This is a genomic window from Cupriavidus sp. FW305-46 (assembly GCF_058787075.1).
Window position 1 is genome coordinate 1 of the sequence record NZ_JBYSZI010000013.1, and the last position, 17,506, is coordinate 17,506.

18 protein-coding genes are annotated in these 17,506 nt (G+C 69.0%); 11 read left to right on the forward strand and 7 right to left on the reverse strand.

The window, feature by feature from the left end; all coding sequences use genetic code 11:
* Positions 1-95: 95 nt before the first annotated feature.
* A complete protein-coding gene (locus AC3WON_RS08530) occupies positions 96-854 on the forward strand; it encodes a 3-hydroxyacyl-CoA dehydrogenase (RefSeq protein ID WP_492317608.1) in 759 nt (252 codons plus the stop codon).
* Positions 855-872: 18 nt separating this feature from the next.
* On the opposite strand, the gene AC3WON_RS08535 is transcribed toward AC3WON_RS08530, so the two are convergent.
* On the reverse strand, positions 873-1,685 hold the full coding sequence (locus tag AC3WON_RS08535) for an MmyB family transcriptional regulator (RefSeq protein WP_492351609.1): 813 nt from the start codon (positions 1,683-1,685) through the stop codon (positions 873-875).
* Positions 1,686-1,840: 155 nt separating this feature from the next.
* Between AC3WON_RS08535 and AC3WON_RS08540 the strand changes: the two genes are divergently transcribed.
* Positions 1,841-2,620, forward strand: a complete 780-nt coding sequence (locus AC3WON_RS08540; RefSeq protein ID WP_492351610.1) for a class I SAM-dependent methyltransferase — start codon at positions 1,841-1,843, stop codon at positions 2,618-2,620.
* Between the two features lie 15 nt (positions 2,621-2,635).
* On the opposite strand, the gene AC3WON_RS08545 is transcribed toward AC3WON_RS08540, so the two are convergent.
* Entirely contained in the window at positions 2,636-3,553 is a 918-nt protein-coding gene (locus AC3WON_RS08545) for a LysR family transcriptional regulator (protein ID WP_340520069.1), read from the reverse strand.
* A 103-nt stretch (positions 3,554-3,656) separates the two neighbouring features.
* On the opposite strand from AC3WON_RS08545, the gene AC3WON_RS08550 reads away from it, so the two are divergent.
* Entirely contained in the window at positions 3,657-4,682 is a 1,026-nt protein-coding gene (locus tag AC3WON_RS08550) for a bile acid:sodium symporter family protein (RefSeq protein WP_492317611.1), read from the forward strand.
* 58 nt (positions 4,683-4,740) lie between these two features.
* Here AC3WON_RS08550 and AC3WON_RS08555 read toward each other — a convergent pair whose 3' ends face one another.
* Both AC3WON_RS08555 and tsaE read right to left on the reverse strand, forming a co-directional pair.
* A complete protein-coding gene (locus AC3WON_RS08555; RefSeq protein WP_010812247.1) occupies positions 4,741-6,243 on the reverse strand; it encodes an N-acetylmuramoyl-L-alanine amidase in 1,503 nt (500 codons plus the stop codon).
* Positions 6,237-6,749 carry a tRNA (adenosine(37)-N6)-threonylcarbamoyltransferase complex ATPase subunit type 1 TsaE gene (tsaE, locus tag AC3WON_RS08560; protein ID WP_035826054.1) on the reverse strand — a complete coding sequence of 171 codons (513 nt, stop codon included), beginning with the start codon at positions 6,747-6,749 and terminating at the stop codon, positions 6,237-6,239. Before tsaE ends, AC3WON_RS08555 begins: the two co-directional genes overlap by 7 nt.
* 16 nt (positions 6,750-6,765) lie before the next feature.
* Between tsaE and queG the strand changes: the two genes are divergently transcribed.
* Entirely contained in the window at positions 6,766-7,971 is a 1,206-nt protein-coding gene (queG, locus tag AC3WON_RS08565; RefSeq protein WP_492301278.1) for a tRNA epoxyqueuosine(34) reductase QueG, read from the forward strand.
* Here queG and AC3WON_RS08570 read toward each other — a convergent pair.
* Positions 7,968-8,861, reverse strand: a complete 894-nt coding sequence (locus AC3WON_RS08570; protein ID WP_010812244.1) for an AEC family transporter — start codon at positions 8,859-8,861, stop codon at positions 7,968-7,970. The two genes, queG and AC3WON_RS08570, sit on opposite strands and share 4 nt — an antisense overlap.
* A gap of 179 nt (positions 8,862-9,040) precedes the next feature.
* On the opposite strand from AC3WON_RS08570, the gene AC3WON_RS08575 reads away from it, so the two are divergent.
* From AC3WON_RS08575 to plsY, 6 genes are all read left to right on the forward strand, one after another.
* Positions 9,041-9,712 carry a chalcone isomerase family protein gene (locus AC3WON_RS08575; RefSeq protein ID WP_492351611.1) on the forward strand — a complete coding sequence of 224 codons (672 nt, stop codon included), beginning with the start codon at positions 9,041-9,043 and terminating at the stop codon, positions 9,710-9,712.
* A gap of 103 nt (positions 9,713-9,815) precedes the next feature.
* The gene (locus AC3WON_RS08580; RefSeq protein ID WP_013955671.1) at positions 9,816-10,784 is read left to right on the forward strand and encodes a tripartite tricarboxylate transporter substrate binding protein BugE; all 969 of its coding nucleotides are present in this window, start codon (positions 9,816-9,818) and stop codon (positions 10,782-10,784) included.
* Between the two features lie 106 nt (positions 10,785-10,890).
* Positions 10,891-11,370, forward strand: a complete 480-nt coding sequence (locus AC3WON_RS08585; RefSeq protein WP_492351612.1) for a methylated-DNA--[protein]-cysteine S-methyltransferase — start codon at positions 10,891-10,893, stop codon at positions 11,368-11,370.
* Positions 11,367-12,305 (forward strand): site-specific tyrosine recombinase XerD, encoded by a 939-nt coding sequence (xerD, locus tag AC3WON_RS08590; protein WP_010812240.1) that lies wholly within the window; start codon positions 11,367-11,369, stop codon positions 12,303-12,305. The genes AC3WON_RS08585 and xerD overlap by 4 nt, the downstream gene beginning before the upstream one ends.
* 23 nt (positions 12,306-12,328) lie before the next feature.
* The gene (locus AC3WON_RS08595; protein ID WP_492351613.1) at positions 12,329-12,820 is read left to right on the forward strand and encodes an aminoacyl-tRNA deacylase; all 492 of its coding nucleotides are present in this window, start codon (positions 12,329-12,331) and stop codon (positions 12,818-12,820) included.
* Between the two features lie 110 nt (positions 12,821-12,930).
* Positions 12,931-13,539, forward strand: a complete 609-nt coding sequence (gene plsY / locus AC3WON_RS08600; RefSeq protein WP_492317618.1) for a glycerol-3-phosphate 1-O-acyltransferase PlsY — start codon at positions 12,931-12,933, stop codon at positions 13,537-13,539.
* Between the two features lie 102 nt (positions 13,540-13,641).
* Here the strand turns inward: plsY and AC3WON_RS08605 are convergent, their stop codons facing one another.
* Both AC3WON_RS08605 and AC3WON_RS08610 read right to left on the reverse strand, forming a co-directional pair.
* Positions 13,642-14,913, reverse strand: coding sequence for an ATP-binding protein (locus AC3WON_RS08605; RefSeq protein WP_492317619.1), 1,272 nt, complete (start codon positions 14,911-14,913; stop codon positions 13,642-13,644).
* A gap of 52 nt (positions 14,914-14,965) precedes the next feature.
* A complete protein-coding gene (locus AC3WON_RS08610; RefSeq protein ID WP_010812236.1) occupies positions 14,966-15,709 on the reverse strand; it encodes a response regulator in 744 nt (247 codons plus the stop codon).
* Positions 15,710-16,047: 338 nt separating this feature from the next.
* Here AC3WON_RS08610 and AC3WON_RS08615 point away from each other — a divergent pair, with 338 nt between their 5' ends.
* Positions 16,048-17,499, forward strand: a complete 1,452-nt coding sequence (locus AC3WON_RS08615) for an MdtA/MuxA family multidrug efflux RND transporter periplasmic adaptor subunit (protein ID WP_492351614.1) — start codon at positions 16,048-16,050, stop codon at positions 17,497-17,499.
* Positions 17,500-17,506 lie beyond the last annotated feature (7 nt).

Consider the following 17,506-nt stretch of genomic DNA (forward strand, 5'->3'; position numbering starts at 1 on the left):
CCCTTGCACATCCCCCACCACCCCGTAAAATACCGCCAACGAATTGACGTTTACGTAAACGGCAACAAATACCCAATCCAAGGAGACAACCCCAAATGCAAATCCAAGGCAACGTATTCATCGTCACCGGCGGCGCCTCGGGCCTGGGTGCAGGCACCGCCCGCATGCTGGCCGAAGCCGGCGCCAGGGTCGTGATCGCCGACCTGAACGAGGCCGACGGCCAGGCGCTGGCAACTGAACTGGGCGGCCAGTTCGTCCGCTGCGACGTCACCTCCGAGGCCGACGGCCAGGCGGTGGTGGCCGCCGCCCAGGCACTGGGCCGGCTCTCGGGCATCGTCAACTGCGCCGGCATCGCCACCGCCAACAAGACCGTCGGCAAGAACGGCCCGCATCCGCTGGAAGCCTTCGACAAGACCATCCGCATCAACCTGGTCGGCACCTTCAACATGATCCGCCTGGCCGCCGCGGCCATGGTGCAAAACACCCCCGACAGCGAAGGCGAGCGCGGCGTGATCATCAATACGGCGTCGGTGGCGGCCTTTGACGGCCAGATCGGGCAGGCCGCCTATGCCGCGTCCAAGGGCGGCGTGGTGGCGATGACGCTGGCGATTGCGCGCGACCTGTCGCGCGACGGCGTGCGCTGCATGACCATCGCCCCGGGTATCTTCGAAACGCCGATGCTGCTGGGCATGCCGCAGGAAGTGCAGGACGCGCTCGGCAGGATGGTGCCGTTCCCGCCGCGCCTTGGCCGCCCGGCGGAGTACGCCAAGCTGGCCCGCTCGATCATCGAGAACACCATGCTCAATGGCGAAGTGATCCGCCTGGACGGCGCGATCCGGATGCAGCCCAAGTAAAGCCCCGGCGCTGCCCGCTCAGCCGGGCAGCAGCATCACCAGCATCAAGCCCGGCGCCGCCGCCGGCACCAGCGTCAGCTGCTCGAACTGCAGCGCGCCCAGCTGCGGATGGTGAAAGCCGCGGCGGCCGCCCTCGCGGTCTTCCACGTCCTGCGACAGCCAGGCATCGCGGAAGGCCGCGCTCTCTGCCATCAGCCCCTCGATCAAGGCTCGCGTCGGCGCCTCGTCCGCATGGCGGATGCTGTGCGCGCGGAATTCCGCCACCAGCCGTGCCGCGCGGTGTGGCCAGTCTTCCACCAGCGCCATCAGCCCCGGCGACAGGAACATCGCGCGCAGCAGGTTGCGCTCGGCGCTGGCGGCATCGAGCCAGCCGATAAAAAGGTCCGCGGCGGCGTCGTTCCAGGCCAGCGCGTTCCATTGCCGGTCGAGCAGGTAGGCCGGCCCGCCGATGGCATGCACGCTGGCCAGCACCACCGGCGGCACGGTTTCGTCCGCGGCCTGCTGCGGGTCGCGGCGGCCCGCCAGTTCGAACAGGTAGGCGCGCTCGGCGCGTGACAGCCGCAGCGCGGCAGCCAGGCTGGCCAGCGCGCGTGCCGACAGCGATACCGGCCGCCCCTGCTCCAGCCACGTCACCCAGGTCGCGCTCAAGCCCGCCAGTTGCGCGACTTCCTCGCGGCGCAGGCCGGGGGTGCGGCGGCGCCGGCCCGGTGCGAGCCCGACATCGGCCGGCGCGAGCCGTTCACGGTGCGCACGCAGGAAAGCGCCCAGCACGGATTCGCGCGACGATGGCGATGCAGACGGGACAACAGCGGGATCGGCAGACAAGGGCATGACAGGCTGGTGTCGCTTATACCAGGATAAATCGGTAACTTGTACCGGGAAAACTGCCCGCCTACAGTATGCCGAACCCGTCTCGCGGGCAAGTCCCCTCCCCCAACAAAGAAGGCCACCCGCCGACCTGGGCGTGGCCCAAGGAGCCCAGCACCATGCAACAGCAGGAACTCGTCGCCGCCCAGTTCGGCGCCACCGCCAGCGCCTACCTCACCAGCGCCGTCCACGCCAGCGGCGCGGACCTGCAGCAACTGAAAGACGAACTGGCCGCGCTGATCCCCGCAGCCAACCGCCCGCGCAGCCGCGTGCTGGACCTGGGCTGCGGCGCGGGCCATGCCAGCTTCGCCGCGGCAGCGATTGCGGGCGAAGTGACGGCTTACGATCTGTCGGCGGACATGCTGGCCGTGGTCGAGGCCGCGGCGCGCGAGCGCGGGCTGGCCAATATCCGCACGCGCCAGGGCGCTGCCGGACAGCTGCCGTTTGACGATGCCAGCTTCTGCGCGGTGGTCTCGCGCATGAGCGCGCACCACTGGCGCGACGTCCCGGCGGCACTGGCCGAGATCCGACGCGTGCTCAAGCCCGGCGGCAAAGTGGTGCTGATCGATATTGCCGGTGCGCCGGATCCGCTGCGCGATACCTGGCTGCAATCGGTGGAACTGCTGCGCGATCCCTCGCACGTGCGCGATTACACGCCGGCGGGGTGGCGGTCGATGTTCGAGGCGGCGGGCTTTGGCGCCGATGGCATCGCCGTATCGGACATCTGGCGCATCGGCATCGAGTTCGACAGCTGGGTCAGGCGCATGCGCACCGCGCCGGTGGCCGTGGAGGCCATCCGCCACCTGTGGCAGATGGCGCCGACGGAAGTGCGTGAGCACTATCGCGTGCAGGCCGACGGCAGCTTTGAACTGGAAGCGGTGATGGTCACCGCGCGTTGACAGAGTGAGACCGGGTCAGGCCGCGGCGCTCATTGCGGGCGCCTCGGCGCGCACGGTCAGGCGGCGCACCAGGTCCCACACCGCCGCCGCGGCCGGCGACAGTGAACGGTCCTCGCGCCGGACCATGACGATGCTGCGCTCCTCGCACGGCACCAGCGGGCGCCACACCAGCGGCGACGCCGCCGGCAGCGGCAGCGAGAACGACGGCAGCACCGATGCGCCGATGCCGGCCTCGACCATGCCGAACACGCTCGCCGAGTGGCCCAGCTCCTGCACCACCAGCGGCACCACGCCATGCCGGCCGAACACGCGGTCGATCAGCGGACGGCTGCCGGAGGCAAAGTCCAGCAGCACCAGCTGCATCCCATGCAGCGCCGACCACGGCACCGAGGCCGACTGCGCTAGCGGATGGTCGCGCCGGCAGACAAAGCAGAACGGGTCGGTCGCCACCGGCTCCACCACCAGCCCGTCGCGCACCAGCGGATCGATCAGCACGCCAAAGTCCACCGCGCCGGCACGCACCTGCTCCAGGCCGTCGGCCTGCACGTTGTCACGCACGGTCAGGCGGATCTCGGGGTATTGGGCGGCGCAGGCGGCCACGTACATCGGCATCAGCCGGGCCGAGATCGTCGGCGCACCAGCTATCACTACGCGACCACGATAGCGTTCGCCAAGCTGGCGCGTCTCTTCCAGTGTGTCGTCGAGCTGCCCGAGCAGCCGCTCAAGCGCGGGCGCCAGCGCGTGGCCGGCCTCGGTCAGCACCACCTCGCGCGTGGTGCGGTCCAGCAGGCGCACGCCAAGTGCCTCTTCCAGCTCAGCCACGCCGCGGCTGACCGCAGGCTGGGTCAGGCCGACCACATCGGCGGCCCGGCTGAAGCCGCCGGTATTGGCCACGGCCAGGAAGACGCGCAACTGGCGCAGTGTGTAATTCATGCAACGCCCGGATAAATAGATTCTATAAATGAATTTGCATTCTAGACTTGGCTGGCGTCCAATACTAGGCAAAACCCTAACATCGCACGATCCACCCGCAGTCATGTCTCGTATTGTCCGCAAGCTCAAGAAACTTTATGACCTGATCGACGGCTTCGTCCTCGTCATGTTGACGGCTATCGCCATTGCGCTGGCCGCCCCTGAAATCGGCGCCGGCGACGGCCCGCTGCACCTGGGCGTGGTGACCGGCCTGGGCGTGGCGCTGGTGTTCTTCCTGCACGGCGCGGCGCTCTCGCGCGACAAGCTGGTGTCGGGTGCCAAGCACTGGCGCCTCCATGTCTTCGTGCAGACCTTTACCTACGTGGTGTTCCCGGTGGTAGGCGTGCTGCTGATGCTGTCGCTGCGCAATACGCTGCCGCCGGACCTGCTGCTGGGCGTGTTCTTCCTGTGCGCGCTGCCGTCGACGGTATCGTCGTCGGTGGCCATGACCTCGATGGCGCGCGGCAATGTGTCCGGAGCGATCTTCAACGCCACCATCTCGGGCCTGATCGGCATGCTGGTCACGCCGCTGCTGATGGGGCTGGTGATCAGCGCCAGCGGCGCCTCGATGCCGCTGGGCAAGGCGCTCACCGGGGTGGCGCTGCAACTGCTGCTGCCGTTCGCGCTGGGGCAGCTGCTGCGTCCGCTGATCGGCAGCTGGCTGGCGAAGAAGAAGCACATCACCAACAAGATCGACCGTGGCGTGATCGTGCTGATCGTCTATTCCTCATTCTGCGACGCCACCGCCCAGGGCCTGTGGCACCAGTACCAGTGGCAGACCATCGGCGCAGTGATGCTGATCGCCGCGGTGCTGCTGTTCGTGGTGCTGGGCTTTACCACGCTGACTGCGCGCCGCCTTGGCTTCTCTGTCGAGGACGAGATCACGGCGGTGTTCTGCGGCTCCAAGAAGAGCCTGGCCAACGGCATCCCGATGGCCAAGATCCTGTTCGCCGGCCATCCCGCGCTGGGCCTGCTGGTGCTGCCGCTGATGGTCTATCACCAGCTGCAGCTGATCGTATGCTCGGTGATCGCGTCGCGCTATGCCAACCGCGATGCCTTGCTGGAGGACCAGGCCGCGGCGCGGGCCTGAGGCACGCAGCCATGAAAAAAAACCGGGGCATGCCCCGGTTTTTTTGTGCCCGCCAGATTCACACTGACGGATTCTTCGACAGCGGCGGATTGCGCGCGAAGTAAGACCGGATCCCCTTCAGGATCGCATTGGCCAGCTGCTCCTGGTGCGCGTTATCGTTGAGCTTGCGCTCTTCTTCCGGATTGCTGATGAAGGCCGTCTCGATCAGGATCGACGGGATATCCGGCGCCTTCAGCACCGCAAACCCGGCCTGCTCGACGCTGCCCTTGTGCAGCTTGTTGATGCCGCCGATCTCGCCCAGCACGGCCTTGCCGACCTGCAGGCTGTCATTGATCTGCGCGGTGGTGGACAGGTCCAGCAGCACGCGCGCCACCTGCGCATCCTTGTTGCCCATATTGGCGCCGCCGATCAGGTCGGAGGCGTTTTCCTTGTTGGCCAGCCAGCGCGCCGCGGTACTGGAGGCGCCGCGTTCGGACAGCGCGAACACCGACGCGCCGCGCGCCTCGGGCGACAAGAAGGCATCGGCGTGGATCGATACAAACAGGTCGGCCTGCACCCGGCGCGCCTTCTGCACGCGCACGTTCAGCGGCACGAAAAAGTCGGCGTCGCGCGTCATCATCGCGCGCATATTGGGCTGGGCATCGATCTTGGCGCGCAGGCGGTGCGCGATCTGCAGCACCACGTCCTTCTCGCGCGAGCCGGCGGCGCCGATCGCGCCCGGGTCTTCGCCGCCGTGGCCGGGGTCGATCGCCACGGTCAGCAGGCGGCGCATCTTGAAGGGCCGTTCGGCGGTAGGGTTGTCGCGTGCGACCGGCGGCACCACCGGGGCATTGGGGCTCGGCACCGGCGGTGCGGACGGCCTGGGCCGGGCCGAGGCCACCGGCGGCGGCAGCGGCGCGGTGGTGGGCGGCACCTCGCCCTTCTCGTCGAAGCGGCGCACCAGCGCGCCGATCGCGTCTTCCTCGGCACCGGCCGGCGCGCCGGCGATGCCGTCGTTGCCCGGCGCCGGGTCCGAGGTGGCGAAGCGGCGCTGCTTTTCCTCGGTGTCGCGCACCAGCTTCCACAGCGGATCGGGCGGATTGACCGGGTACAGGTCGAACACCAGGCGGTTGCGGTAGCTGCCGATCGGCGCCAGCGTGAACACCTGCGGCGCCACGTTTTCCTTCAGGTCGAACACCATGCGGACCACGCGCGGGCGGTTCTGGCCGACGCGCACGGTCTGGATATAGGGGTCGTTCGGAGTGATCTTGGCCACCAGCTCGCGCAGCGTGGGCGACAGGTCCAGGCCGTCGATGTCCACCACCAGCCGGTCGGGGTCGCGGATCATCTGGTGCACGGCGGCCAGCGGGGAATCGGATTCGATGGTGACGCGGGTGTAGTCCTCGGCCGGCCACACGCGCACCGCGACGATGCCGGCGCCAAACGCGATCTGCGGGCCGGCCAGGGTCAGCACGGCCGTGCCCGCGCCCAGCTTCAGTGCCTGCGCCATCCATTTGCGGCGCGCCTGCAGCAGGCCGTCGGGTCCATCGGGGCGGTCGGTGGCAAGTCGCTTGATCAGCATGCGTTCAGCAGGGTAAGTCCAGTGTGAGTATAGGCGCGCATCGTCGCGATCCGCCGCTCGCCGGCGTCATCCGCCCCGGCCATGTCCGATTGGAGCAACATATGGAGATCCGGTTCCCCGAGCAGGCGGCCGGCCTTTTCCGGCCACTCGACCAGGTTGAAGGCCGGTTCGGCGAAGCAGTCGCGAAAACCCGCGTCGATCCACTCTTCGGGATCGGCAAAGCGGTACAGGTCGAAGTGGTAGACCGTCAGCGGCGAGCCGTCGGCGCGGGCCACTTCGTAAGGCTCGCACAGCGTGTAGGTAGGGCTGCGGACCTTGCCCGCATGGCCGAGCGCGCGCAGGATCGCGCGCGTCAGCGTGGTCTTGCCGGCGCCCAGGTCGCCGGACAGCTGCACATGCACCGTGCGCGGCGGCATGGCCTGCACGGCGGCGGCCAGCGCGGCGCCCAGGCGCGCGGTGGCGGCTTCGTCGGGCAGCGTCAGGGTGCGTTCTTCGAGCAAGGGCATTGCGTACAATTCAGGGATGATCGACCGAGTCGCCCCAGGGCAGGCAGATGCGCCACCTACCCCCGTTCCCGGCACCGCCGCCCACCTGGCCGCGGGCCCCGGGGAACTTGCGGCACTGGCCGCGTCGATCCGCGCATGGGGCGCGGAACTGGGCTTTGCCTCGGTGCGCATCGCCGATGTCGACCTCAGTCATGCCGAGCCGGGGCTGATGGCGTGGCTGGCACAGGGCTACCACGGCGACATGGATTATATGGCGAACCACGGCCTGCGGCGCGCCCGGCCGGCCGAACTGGTGCCCGGCACCGTGCGCGCGATCGTGGCGCGGATGCCGTACATTCCGGCTGCCGGCGCGCAGGCCGGCGCCACCGACTGGCGCCGGCACGAGCTGGCGCGGCTGGACGATCCGGCCACGGCGGTGGTGTCGCTGTATGCGCGCGGCCGCGATTATCACAAGGTGCTGCGCAGCCGTTTGCAGCAGCTGGCCAGCCGGATCGAGGCCGAAATCGGAAAATTCGGCTACCGCGTCTTTACCGATTCCGCACCCGTCATGGAAGTGGCGCTGGCCAGCCAGGGCGGGCTCGGCTGGCGCGGCAAGCATACGCTGCTGCTGGACCGCGACGGCGGCTCGATGTTCTTCCTGGGCGAGATCCTGGTCGACATCCCGCTGCCGGCCGACGCCCCCGAGTCCGGCCACTGCGGCAACTGCCACCGCTGCCTGGACATCTGCCCCACGCGCGCCATCGTGGCGCCGTACCGGCTGGACGCGCGCCGCTGCATCTCCTACCTGACCATCGAGCACAAGGGCCCGATTCCGGTGGAGTTCCGCGCGCCCATGGGCAACCGCGTCTACGGCTGCGACGACTGCCAGCTGGCCTGCCCGTGGAACAAGTTCGCGCATGTGGCCATGGTGCCGGACTTCGACGTGCGCAACGGGCTCGACGCACCCGACATGGTGGCGCTGTTCCAGTGGACCGAAGCGGAATTCAACCAGCGGCTCGAAGGCAGCCCGATCCGCCGCATCGGCCATGAGCGCTGGCTGCGCAACCTGGCGGTGGGGCTGGGCAACAGCCTGCGCGCGGCGCTGTCAGGCACACGCGCCGAAGACGCGGCCCTGGCCGCGCGCATCCGGGCAGCGCTGCTGGAGCGGCGCGAGAGCGCCACGCCGCTGGTGCGCGAGCATATCGACTGGGCCCTGGCGCAAGGCGGCCCGCCGCCGGACTAACTGACCAGCGCCAGCCACAGCGGCGTGGTCACGATCGCCGCCACCGTCATCAGCGAAATCGTCGCCGCCACCATCGGCCCGTTGCCGCCCATGCGCACCGCCAGGATATAGGCGCTGGAGGCCGTGGGCAGCGAGGCGTACAGCACCACGATCTGGTACTGCAGCGCGGTCAGCGGCAGGTGCCGCCCCACCAGCCAGGCCACGCACGGCATCGCCAGCAGCTTGACCCCGGTCCACCAGGCCACCGGGCCGGCGGTACCGGTGGCGCCACTCATCTGCAGCCCGGCACCCACCGTCATCAGCCCCAGCGCGGTCGAGGCCGAGCCCAGCCGGTTCAGCGTCATGCCCAGCACCTCGGGCGCATGCAGCCCCATCAGGTTGGTGAGCAGGCCGCCGGCAGTGGCCAGGATCAGCGGGTTGCGCGCCAGCTCTTTCCACAGTGCGGTCTGGCCGTGCCGCGCCAGCGCCCACACCGCCGCCACATTGCACAGCGGCACCGTGCAGCCGACGATCACCGCCATCAGCGCCAGCCCCTCGGAGCCGCCCAGGCGCGAGGCCAGCGCCAGCCCGATATAGGAATTGAAGCGGAACGCGGTCTGCAGGCCCGAGGCAAAGCTCAGCGCGTCCGGTCGCAACACCCATTTGACGGCGTAGCCGCCGGCCATGCCGGTGGCCATCACCAGCAGCGCCAGCCCCAGCATGGCCGAGGTCGACGAGAAATCCAGCACCGCGGTATTGGTCGACTGCAGCAGCAGCGCCGGGAACAGCACGAAGTAGACCAGGCGCTCCACCCCACCCCAGAAGGCACGGTCGAACGGGGTATAGCGCACCAGCAGCCAGCCGATGAGGATCAGGCTGAAATCCGGGACCAGCAGGAGAGCAGAAGACATTTATCGTTGTTGTAGTGGCGGTGGCATGACGCGGCAGCTGCCCTGCGGGCCGTCGCTCGGGAATGCGGCGGCGCGGTAGATAACGGCAAAAAACCGTAATGTGCGGACTAGGGCAGATACGGATAGGTATTTTTCCAGATTTAGGCCAGCATGGCATGCCAAGTTGTACGCCTGCCGCCATGTTGTCCCGCACCCGGTCCGCGCCGCCGCGCCCGGACACCCACCTCCGAGCCCCCTTCCGCCCTGGTCTGCACCCGGGCCGCTGCCTGCGCCTGGCCGCCGTGCTGGTGGCGCTGTGCGCCGCCACGGCCGCGGGCGCCGTACCGGTGCCGGCGCGCTCGGTGGAGATTGAGGGGATACGTTTTGACGATGCGGCGCGCGTGGGCGGCAAGGAGCTGCAGCTCAACGGCACCGCCCTGCGCGCGGGCTTCCTGGCCAAGGGCTACGTGGCCGCCCTGTACCTGCAGGAGAAGGCCCGCAACGCGGCCCTGGTGCTGGGCACGCCCGGCGCCAAGCGGCTACAGTTGCGCATGCTGCGCGAGACCGAACCGCCGGACGTCGTGCGCGCCATCCGCCAGGGCATCCGCAACAACCACAGCGAACAGCAGATGCAGGAACTGGCCGCGCGGCTGGTACAGTTCGAGCGCACCCTGGGCGAGATCGGCACCGCGCACAAGGGCGACGTGATCAACCTGGATTTTTCCCCGCAGACGGGGACCGTCATCGCCATCAACGGCACGCCTCGCGGCCGGCCGATCCCCGGCGAAGACTTCTACCAGGCCGTGTTGCGGGTCTTCCTGGGCGAGCGCCCGGTCGACGCCGAGGTCAAGCGCGGGCTGCTGGGCGGCTGACACAATTACGCTGCCGACGCACGGCCCCACCTGTGGCACTGCGACGGTTTTTTTTCTTCCGGGCGGCACCCTGCCCGGATTTCCTGACGGGAGACATGATCTCATGCAAGCTGGCAAACTCGCACTGACCCTGGCCCTGGCCGCCGCCGCCACCGCGGCGCAGGCCCAGAGCTACCCCACCAAGCCGATCCGACTGATCATTCCGTTCGCACCCGGCGGCACCACCGACATCGTCGGCCGCGGCGCCGCGGACCAGATGAGCCGCATCCTGGGCCAGCCCGTGGTGGTGGAGAACCGCGCCGGCGGGGGCGGTTCGATCGGTGCCGACGCGATCGCCAAGGCCGCGCCGGACGGCTACACCATCGGCATCTCCACGGTCTCGACCATGGCCGTGAACCCGGCCTGCAACCCCAAGCTGTCGTACGACCCGATCAAGGACTTCAAGCCCATCACCAACCTGGCCAACGTCGCCAACGTGATCGCCGTGAACCCGAACTTCCCGGCCAAGGACTACAAGGAGTTCCTGGCCGTGCTGAAGGCCAACCCGGGCAAGTATTCGTACGCCTCGTCGGGCACCTGCGGCTTCGGCCACATGCTGGGCGAGCAGTTCAAGGTCTCGACCAAGACCTTCATGGTCCATATCCCGTACCGCGGCGCGGGCCCGGCGCTGAACGACGTGCTGGCCGGCCAGGTGCCGATCATGGTGGACAACCTGCCCTCTTCGATCCCCTACATCAAGGCCGGCAAGCTGCGCCCGATCGTGGTGGCCTGGAACAAGCGCCTGGAATCCATGCCCAACGTGCCGACCTTCGGCGAAATGGGCCTGAAGGAGCCGAACGACCCGGCCTGGTACGGCCTGGTGGCGCCGGCCGGCACGCCTGACGACGTCATCAAGAAGCTCAACGAGGCCGCCGTCAAGGCCCTGCAGGACAAGGACTTCCAGCAGCGCCTGCGCACCGCCGGCGCCGAGCCGTCGGGCAACACGCCGGCGCAGCATGCGGCCGAGATCAAGAAGGAATTCGACAAGATGAAGAATCTTGTGAAGGTGCAGAACATCAAGCTGGAGCAATGATCCGGCCGGTGTGACGCCACCCGCAAAGGGCCGCCGCGAGGCGGCCCTTTTTTCTTGCCCGCGCCAAAAAGCACTAAAATCCAGCATTCGCCCCAGCCTGACCGCCATGCCCGCCACCTATGACGCCATCCTCCCCGCCCCCTTCGGCAAGATCGGGGTGCGCACGGACGGCGCGCGCATCCGGGCCATCGTGTACCTTCCCGAGCACGTCGAGGCACGCGCCCCGGCGGACGCACTGACGCAGCAACTCGCGGCGCAGCTGGAGGCCTACTATGCCAACCCCGACACCGTCTTCGACCTGCCGCTGGCCCCGGCCGGCAGCGACTTCCAGCAGCGCGTGTGGCAGGCCATCAGCGCAGTGCCGCGCGGCGCGGTGACCACTTATGGCACCATCGCCGAGGCCATCGGCGCGATGCCGCGCGCGGTGGGCCAGGCCTGCGGGCAGAACCCGTTCCCGATCGTGATCCCCTGCCATCGCGTGGTCTCGGCACGCGGCATCGGCGGCTTCTCGCACCATGCCGAAGACGGCTTCTACCTCGACGTCAAACGCTGGCTGCTGCGCCATGAGGGCGCCATGCTGATATGAGCGGCGCCGCCCAGGCACCTGACATCGCCGCCGCGCCCAGCGACGCCGACGTGGCACTGGTCAGCCGCTTCTGCGACGCGCTGTGGCTGGAAGACGGCCTCTCGCGCAATACCATCGATGCCTACCGGCGCGACCTGACGCTGCTGGCGCGCTGGTTGCAGCATGAGCACCGCGGCGAGTTGCCGGGCGCGGACGACGGCGCGCTGTCGGCCTACTTCAACGCACGCCACACGCAGAGCCGCGCCTCGTCGGCCAACCGTCGCCTGGCGGTGTTCCGCCGCTTCTACCAGTGGGCGCTGCGCGAACACCTGGTCGAAGCCGACCCCTGCCTGCTGCTGCGCCCCGCCAAGCAGCCGCCGCGCTACCCCAAGACCCTGACCGAGTCCCAGGTCGACGCGCTGCTCGAAGCGCCCGACACCGACACGCCGCTGGGGCTGCGCGACCGCACCATGCTGGAATTGATGTACGCCAGCGGGCTGCGCGTGTCGGAGCTCACGCAGATGAAGACCATCGAGATCGGCCTGAACGAAGGCGTGGCGCGCGTGGTCGGCGGCAAGGGCGACAAGGAGCGGCTGGTGCCGTTCGGCCAGCAGGCCGGCGACTGGCTGCGCCGCTACCTGGCCAGTGCGCGCCCCGCGCTGCTGGCCGGGCGCGCCTGCGACGCGCTCTTTGTCACGCAGCGCGGCGAAGGCATGACGCGGCAGGCGTTCTGGCACCTGATCAAGCGCCATGCGCGCGATGCCGGCGTGCACGCGCCGCTGTCGCCGCACACGCTGCGGCACGCCTTTGCCACGCACCTGCTCAACCACGGCGCCGACCTGCGCGTGGTGCAGCTGCTGCTGGGCCACGCCGATATTTCCACCACCCAGATCTATACGCACGTCGCCCGCGAACGCCTGCGCGAGCTGCACCAGCAGCACCATCCGCGCGGCTGAGCAAGCGGGCGGCGACCACTGTCATGAGCAAGACCAGGCACGTATCAGAAACCCCCGCCACGCAGTACCTGCGCAAGCATGGCGTCGCCTTCGGCGAGCATCCGTATGACTATGTCGAGCACGGCGGCACCGGCGAATCGGCGCGCCAGCTGGGCGTTCCCGAGCACGAGGTGATCAAGACCCTGATCATGGAAGACGAGCGCGCGCAGCCGCTGGTGGTGCTGATGCACGGCGACTGCTCGGTCTCGACCAAGAACCTGGCGCGCCAGGCCGGCCGCAAGAGCGTGCAGCCATGCAAGCCCGAGGTGGCGCAACGCCACAGCGGCTACATGGTGGGCGGCACCTCGCCCTTCGGCACGCGCAAGCGCATGCCGGTCTACGTCGAATCGACCGTGCTGGAGCTGGCGCGCATCTATATCAACGGCGGGCGCCGCGGCTTCCTGGTCAGCCTGGACCCGAAGCTGCTGCCCATGCTGGTGAACGCCCAGCCGGTGCAATGCGCACTGCCTGACTGAGAGCCCCCGCGCAAACCGAGGGGAGCCTCGATGCCAATCCGGGAAGTCACGGACGTAGCGAGGCCCCTGCCGCGCTACAATCGCGCCAGCCTGAAAACACCCCACTACACATGGCCAATCTGCTTTTCGCCCTCGCCGCCTACCTGATCGGCTCCATTTCCTTCGCTGTGGTCGTCAGCAAGCTGATGGGGCTGCCGGACCCGCACTCCTATGGCTCCGGCAATCCCGGCGCCACCAACGTGCTGCGCACCGGCAACAAGAAGGCCGCCATCCTGACGCTGATCGGCGATGCCCTGAAGGGCTGGCTGGCGGTATGGCTGGCGGCGCGCTTCGGGCCGGCCTACGGGCTGAACGAAACCGGCCTGGCCATGGTGGCGCTGGCGGTTTTCCTGGGGCACCTGTTCCCGGTGTACCACCGCTTCGCCGGCGGCAAGGGCGTGGCCACCGCGGCGGGCATCCTGCTCGCCATCGACCCGATCCTGGGCCTGGGCACGCTGGCCACGTGGCTGATCATCGCCTTCTTCTTCCGCTACTCGTCGCTGGCGGCGCTGGTGGCGGCGATCTTCGCACCGTTCTTCCATGTGCTGATGAACGGCGTGGATGTGATGACGGGGGCAATCTTCGTGATCAGCGTGCTGCTGATTGCGCGGCACCGGCAGAATATTGCCAAGCTGCTGGCCGGCAAGGAAAGCCGGATCGGGGAGAAGAAGAAGGTTTGAAGGACGTGCAGGCCGCTGGCAAGCGCAACGGATGACAGCATCAGCATGCCGGCGGTTTGCTCCCTCTCCCGCAAGCGGAAGAGGGGAGCAAACCAGCGGTAATCAAGCCTCAGCTGCCCCGAACAGCATCTCCACCCGGAACCCGCCACCATCGGCATTCACCAGGTTCAGCTTACCGCCCGCCTGCCGCACCAGCCGGTCCACGATCGCCAGCCCCAGCCCGGAATGCGCATTGCCGCCCCGAGCCGGGTCCAGCCGTACAAAGGGCAACGTGGCGCGCTCCTTGTCATCCTCGGGGATGCCGACGCCCTGGTCCTCCACCACCAGCAGGTAACCCTCCGGCGTGCGCGCGGTCGCGATGCACACCGGCGGCTTGCCATAGGCGTAGGCGTTGTCGACCAGGTTGCCGACGATGCGGTCCAGCTGCGTGGCGATCATGCGGAAGCCCTCGCCCGCGCCCAGCGACAGCACCACCTGGCGCTCCTGCTCGGCCAGCGACGCGGCCAGCTCATTGACGCGCCGGTCCACCGGCACCGGCCGCGCGGTCGACTCGCTGGTCTGCGCGAAGCTCAGGAACTGCTCGACGATGGCCGACATGGACTCCACGTCGCGCGTCACCCCCGCGGCGGCCTTGGGATCGGCCAGCATCTCGGCGCGCAGGCGCAGCCGCGCCAGCGGTGTCTTCAGGTCATGCGCGATGCCGGCAAGCATGGTATTGCGCTCCTGGTCGATGCGCGCCAGGTCGGCCACCATGCGGTTGAAACGCTCGATCAGCTGGCGCAGCTCATGCGGGCCGCGTTCGCGCAGCGGCGGCACGGCGTGCTGGCGCGACAGCAGCTCCGCCGCATTGGCCATGTCGCGCACCGGCCGCTGGATCTGCCAGGCGATCAGCACGGCAAAGACGATGGCCACGCCCACCACCAGCATCACGCCAGGCACCAGACGGTTATCAGGCGGCGGATTGTGGACCCACAGGATCGGCATGGCGATCCAGCGGGCGCGGCTGGGCAGCTTGATCCAGATGCGCGGCGTGGTCTCGTCCTCCAGCCGGATCTCGGTGCCCTGCGGCAGCCTGCCGATGAACTGCTCGACCAGCCGGCGCGAGCGCCCGCCCTTGGGCACGACGGCATGCTCTTCGGCGTCGGCCGTGTTGGCTGTCTCAACCAGGCTGGGCAGCTTCGCCGGCGGACGCGCGTCGAGCGCGCGCTCGATGCTGTCGAGCTGGAACAGCATCTGCTCGACTGAATAGTCCACCTGCTGCTGGCGGCGGTCCATGCGCAGGATGGCCAGCCATGAGAAATGGCTGATCACAAGCACGGCGGCAATCAGCAGCGCAATGCGGCCGAACAGGGTGTCGATACGTCGCAACTTCATCGGAAAGCAGGGTCTGGTGGCATGCGGCGCCAGGGGGCGGGCGCCGCGGCCATTATTCGGGGAGTCCCGCGGACATCTCTTCCGCTTCGTCGGGCACGAAGGTATAGCCGCGCCCGCGCACGGTCTGGATATAGCGCGGGCGCTGCGCGTCTTCATCGAGCAGCCGGCGCAGGCGCCAGATCTGCACGTCGATGCCGCGGTCGCTGATGCCGCTGGCGCTGCCGTACATCAGCTCGACGATGCGCTCGCGCGACAGCACTTCCAGCGGATGCATCAGCAGCAGCTTGAGCAGCGCGAACTCGGTATCGCTGATCGACAGCGTCTGGCCGGCGCGGCTCAGCGTGCGCTGGCGGAAATTGACGCGGAACGGGCCGAAGGCGACCGATTCGCGGTCCTCGGGCGCGGCCGCGGGGCGTGCCAGCTTGCGGCGCAGCACGGCGTTGATGCGCGCCAGCAGCTCGCGCGGCGAGAACGGCTTGCCAAGGTAGTCATCGGCGCCGATCTCGAGCCCGACGATGCGGTCGATCTCGTCGCTGCGGGCCGTGAGCAGGATTACGGGGATGTCGTCGTTCTTGGCGCGCAGGTTGCGCAGCGCGGTCAGGCCGTCGACCTTGGGCATCATCAGGTCCAGCACGATCAGCGCCGGGCGCTCGCGCTCCAGGCGCGCCTGCAGGCCGTCGCCGTCGTGCATCACCGAGACGGCAAAGCCCTGCTGGGTCAGGTACTCGCGCAGCAGGTCGCGAAGTTCGGGATCGTCGTCGACGACGAGGATCTGGGTAGGCTGGTTCGTTCGCATAGGCACATGATAGTCAGCCCCGGCGCCACACATGCCGGTTTGGCCGGGCGGTTTTGTTTCCGGAGGTTACACCCGGGGTGCTGGTAATCCGCTGTAATAAAAGCGCCGGGCGCTGAAATACGGGCGTCCGGGCCCGCACATTATCCTTGCGGCATGACGTGCCACCGGCGCCGCCGCATTGCGCGCCACACGGCACTTGCCGGCCTGCCGGCCACCCGCGGCGTGCCCCGCCACGCGGCGGGCCGGCGCCCGTGGCGTTGCGGCATACTGCTGCATCGTCACTTGCCAGACCGAACATCGCCGGCGCGCCGCGCGCGCCGCCCCCAGGATTTGCGGACATGTCCAACCCCGAACAAGGCCAGCCTACCCCCTCCCCGACCCCGTCTTCGCCTCCGCCCGAGGGCGCTCCGCCGCGGCGCACCGGCCGGCGCCGGCTGACCGCCGGCGTGCTGGTGCTGCTGCTCGCGGGGGGCGCCTGGTACTGGTACGCCCATCGCGGCCAGGCGCCGCAGGAGGCGACCGGGGCGGCAGGCGCGCAGCGGGGCGCCAGCGGCCCGGGCGCGCGGGGTGGCGCCGGCGGCCCCGGCATGCCGCGCTCGCCCGTGGTGGTCGCCACCGTGGCCAAGCGCGATATGGATGTGGTGCTCAACGGCCTGGGCAACGTGACCCCGGTTTCCAACGTCACCGTGCGCGCGCAGGTGTCCGGCCCGCTGCTCAAGGTGCTGTTCAAGGAAGGCCAGATGGTCAAGGCCGGCGACGTGCTGGCCGAGATCGACCCGCGCCCGTTCCAGGCCGCGCTGGACCAGGCCGTGGGCCAGCTCGCGCGCGACCAGGCACTGCTGCAGAACGCCAGGCTCGACCAGCAGCGCTACCGCACCCTGCTGGGCCAGGACTCGATCTCCAAGCAGCAGGTCGATACCCAGGACGCGCTGGTGCGCCAGTACGAGGGCGTGGTCAAGACCGACCAGGGCAATGTCGCCAACGCGCGCCTGCAGCTGGGCTATACGAAGATCGTGGCGCCGGTGTCGGGCCGCATCGGCCTGCGCCAGGTCGATCCGGGCAATATCGTCAACACCAGCGACGCCAACGGCATCGCGCTGATCACGCAGATCCAGCCCATCGCCGTGATGTACACCATCCCCGAGGACAACCTGCCGTCGGTGCTGAAGAAGCTCAACGCCGGCGAAGAGCTGCCGGTGCAGGCATGGGACCGCCAGGTGCGCAACCAGCTCGGCGAAGGCACGCTGCTGACCACCGACAACCAGATCGACACCACCACCGGCACGGTCAAGCTCAAGGCGGTCTTCCCCAACGCCGACGGCATGCTGTTCCCCAACCAGTTCGTCAACGTGCGCACGCGCGTCGATACGCTCAGGGACGCCACCGTGATCCCCGTGGCGGCGATCCAGCGCGGCCAGCAGGGTACCTTCGTCTACACCGTGGATGACAGCAGCAAGGTCAAGGTGCAGGTGGTCACGCTGGGCCCGGGCGACGGCAGCCGCAATGCCGTGCTCAAGGGCCTGGAGCCCGGCCAGCGCGTGGTGGTGGACGGCGCCGACCGCCTCAAGGAAGGCATGACGGTGGAAGCCGTCGACCCGGCCGCGCGCGCTGCCGCGGTGGTGCCGGCCAGCCAGCCGCGCGGGCGCGGCCGCCGCAACCGGGACGGCGGCGGCGCCAGCGGCGCGCACGCCGACGCCAGCGGGGCCGCGGCCTCCGGCGTGGCCGGCGAACATCGCCGCCACCGCCAGGCCGGCGCCAGCGCCCCGCCCGCCAGTGGCACGCAGCAGTAAGGACAGC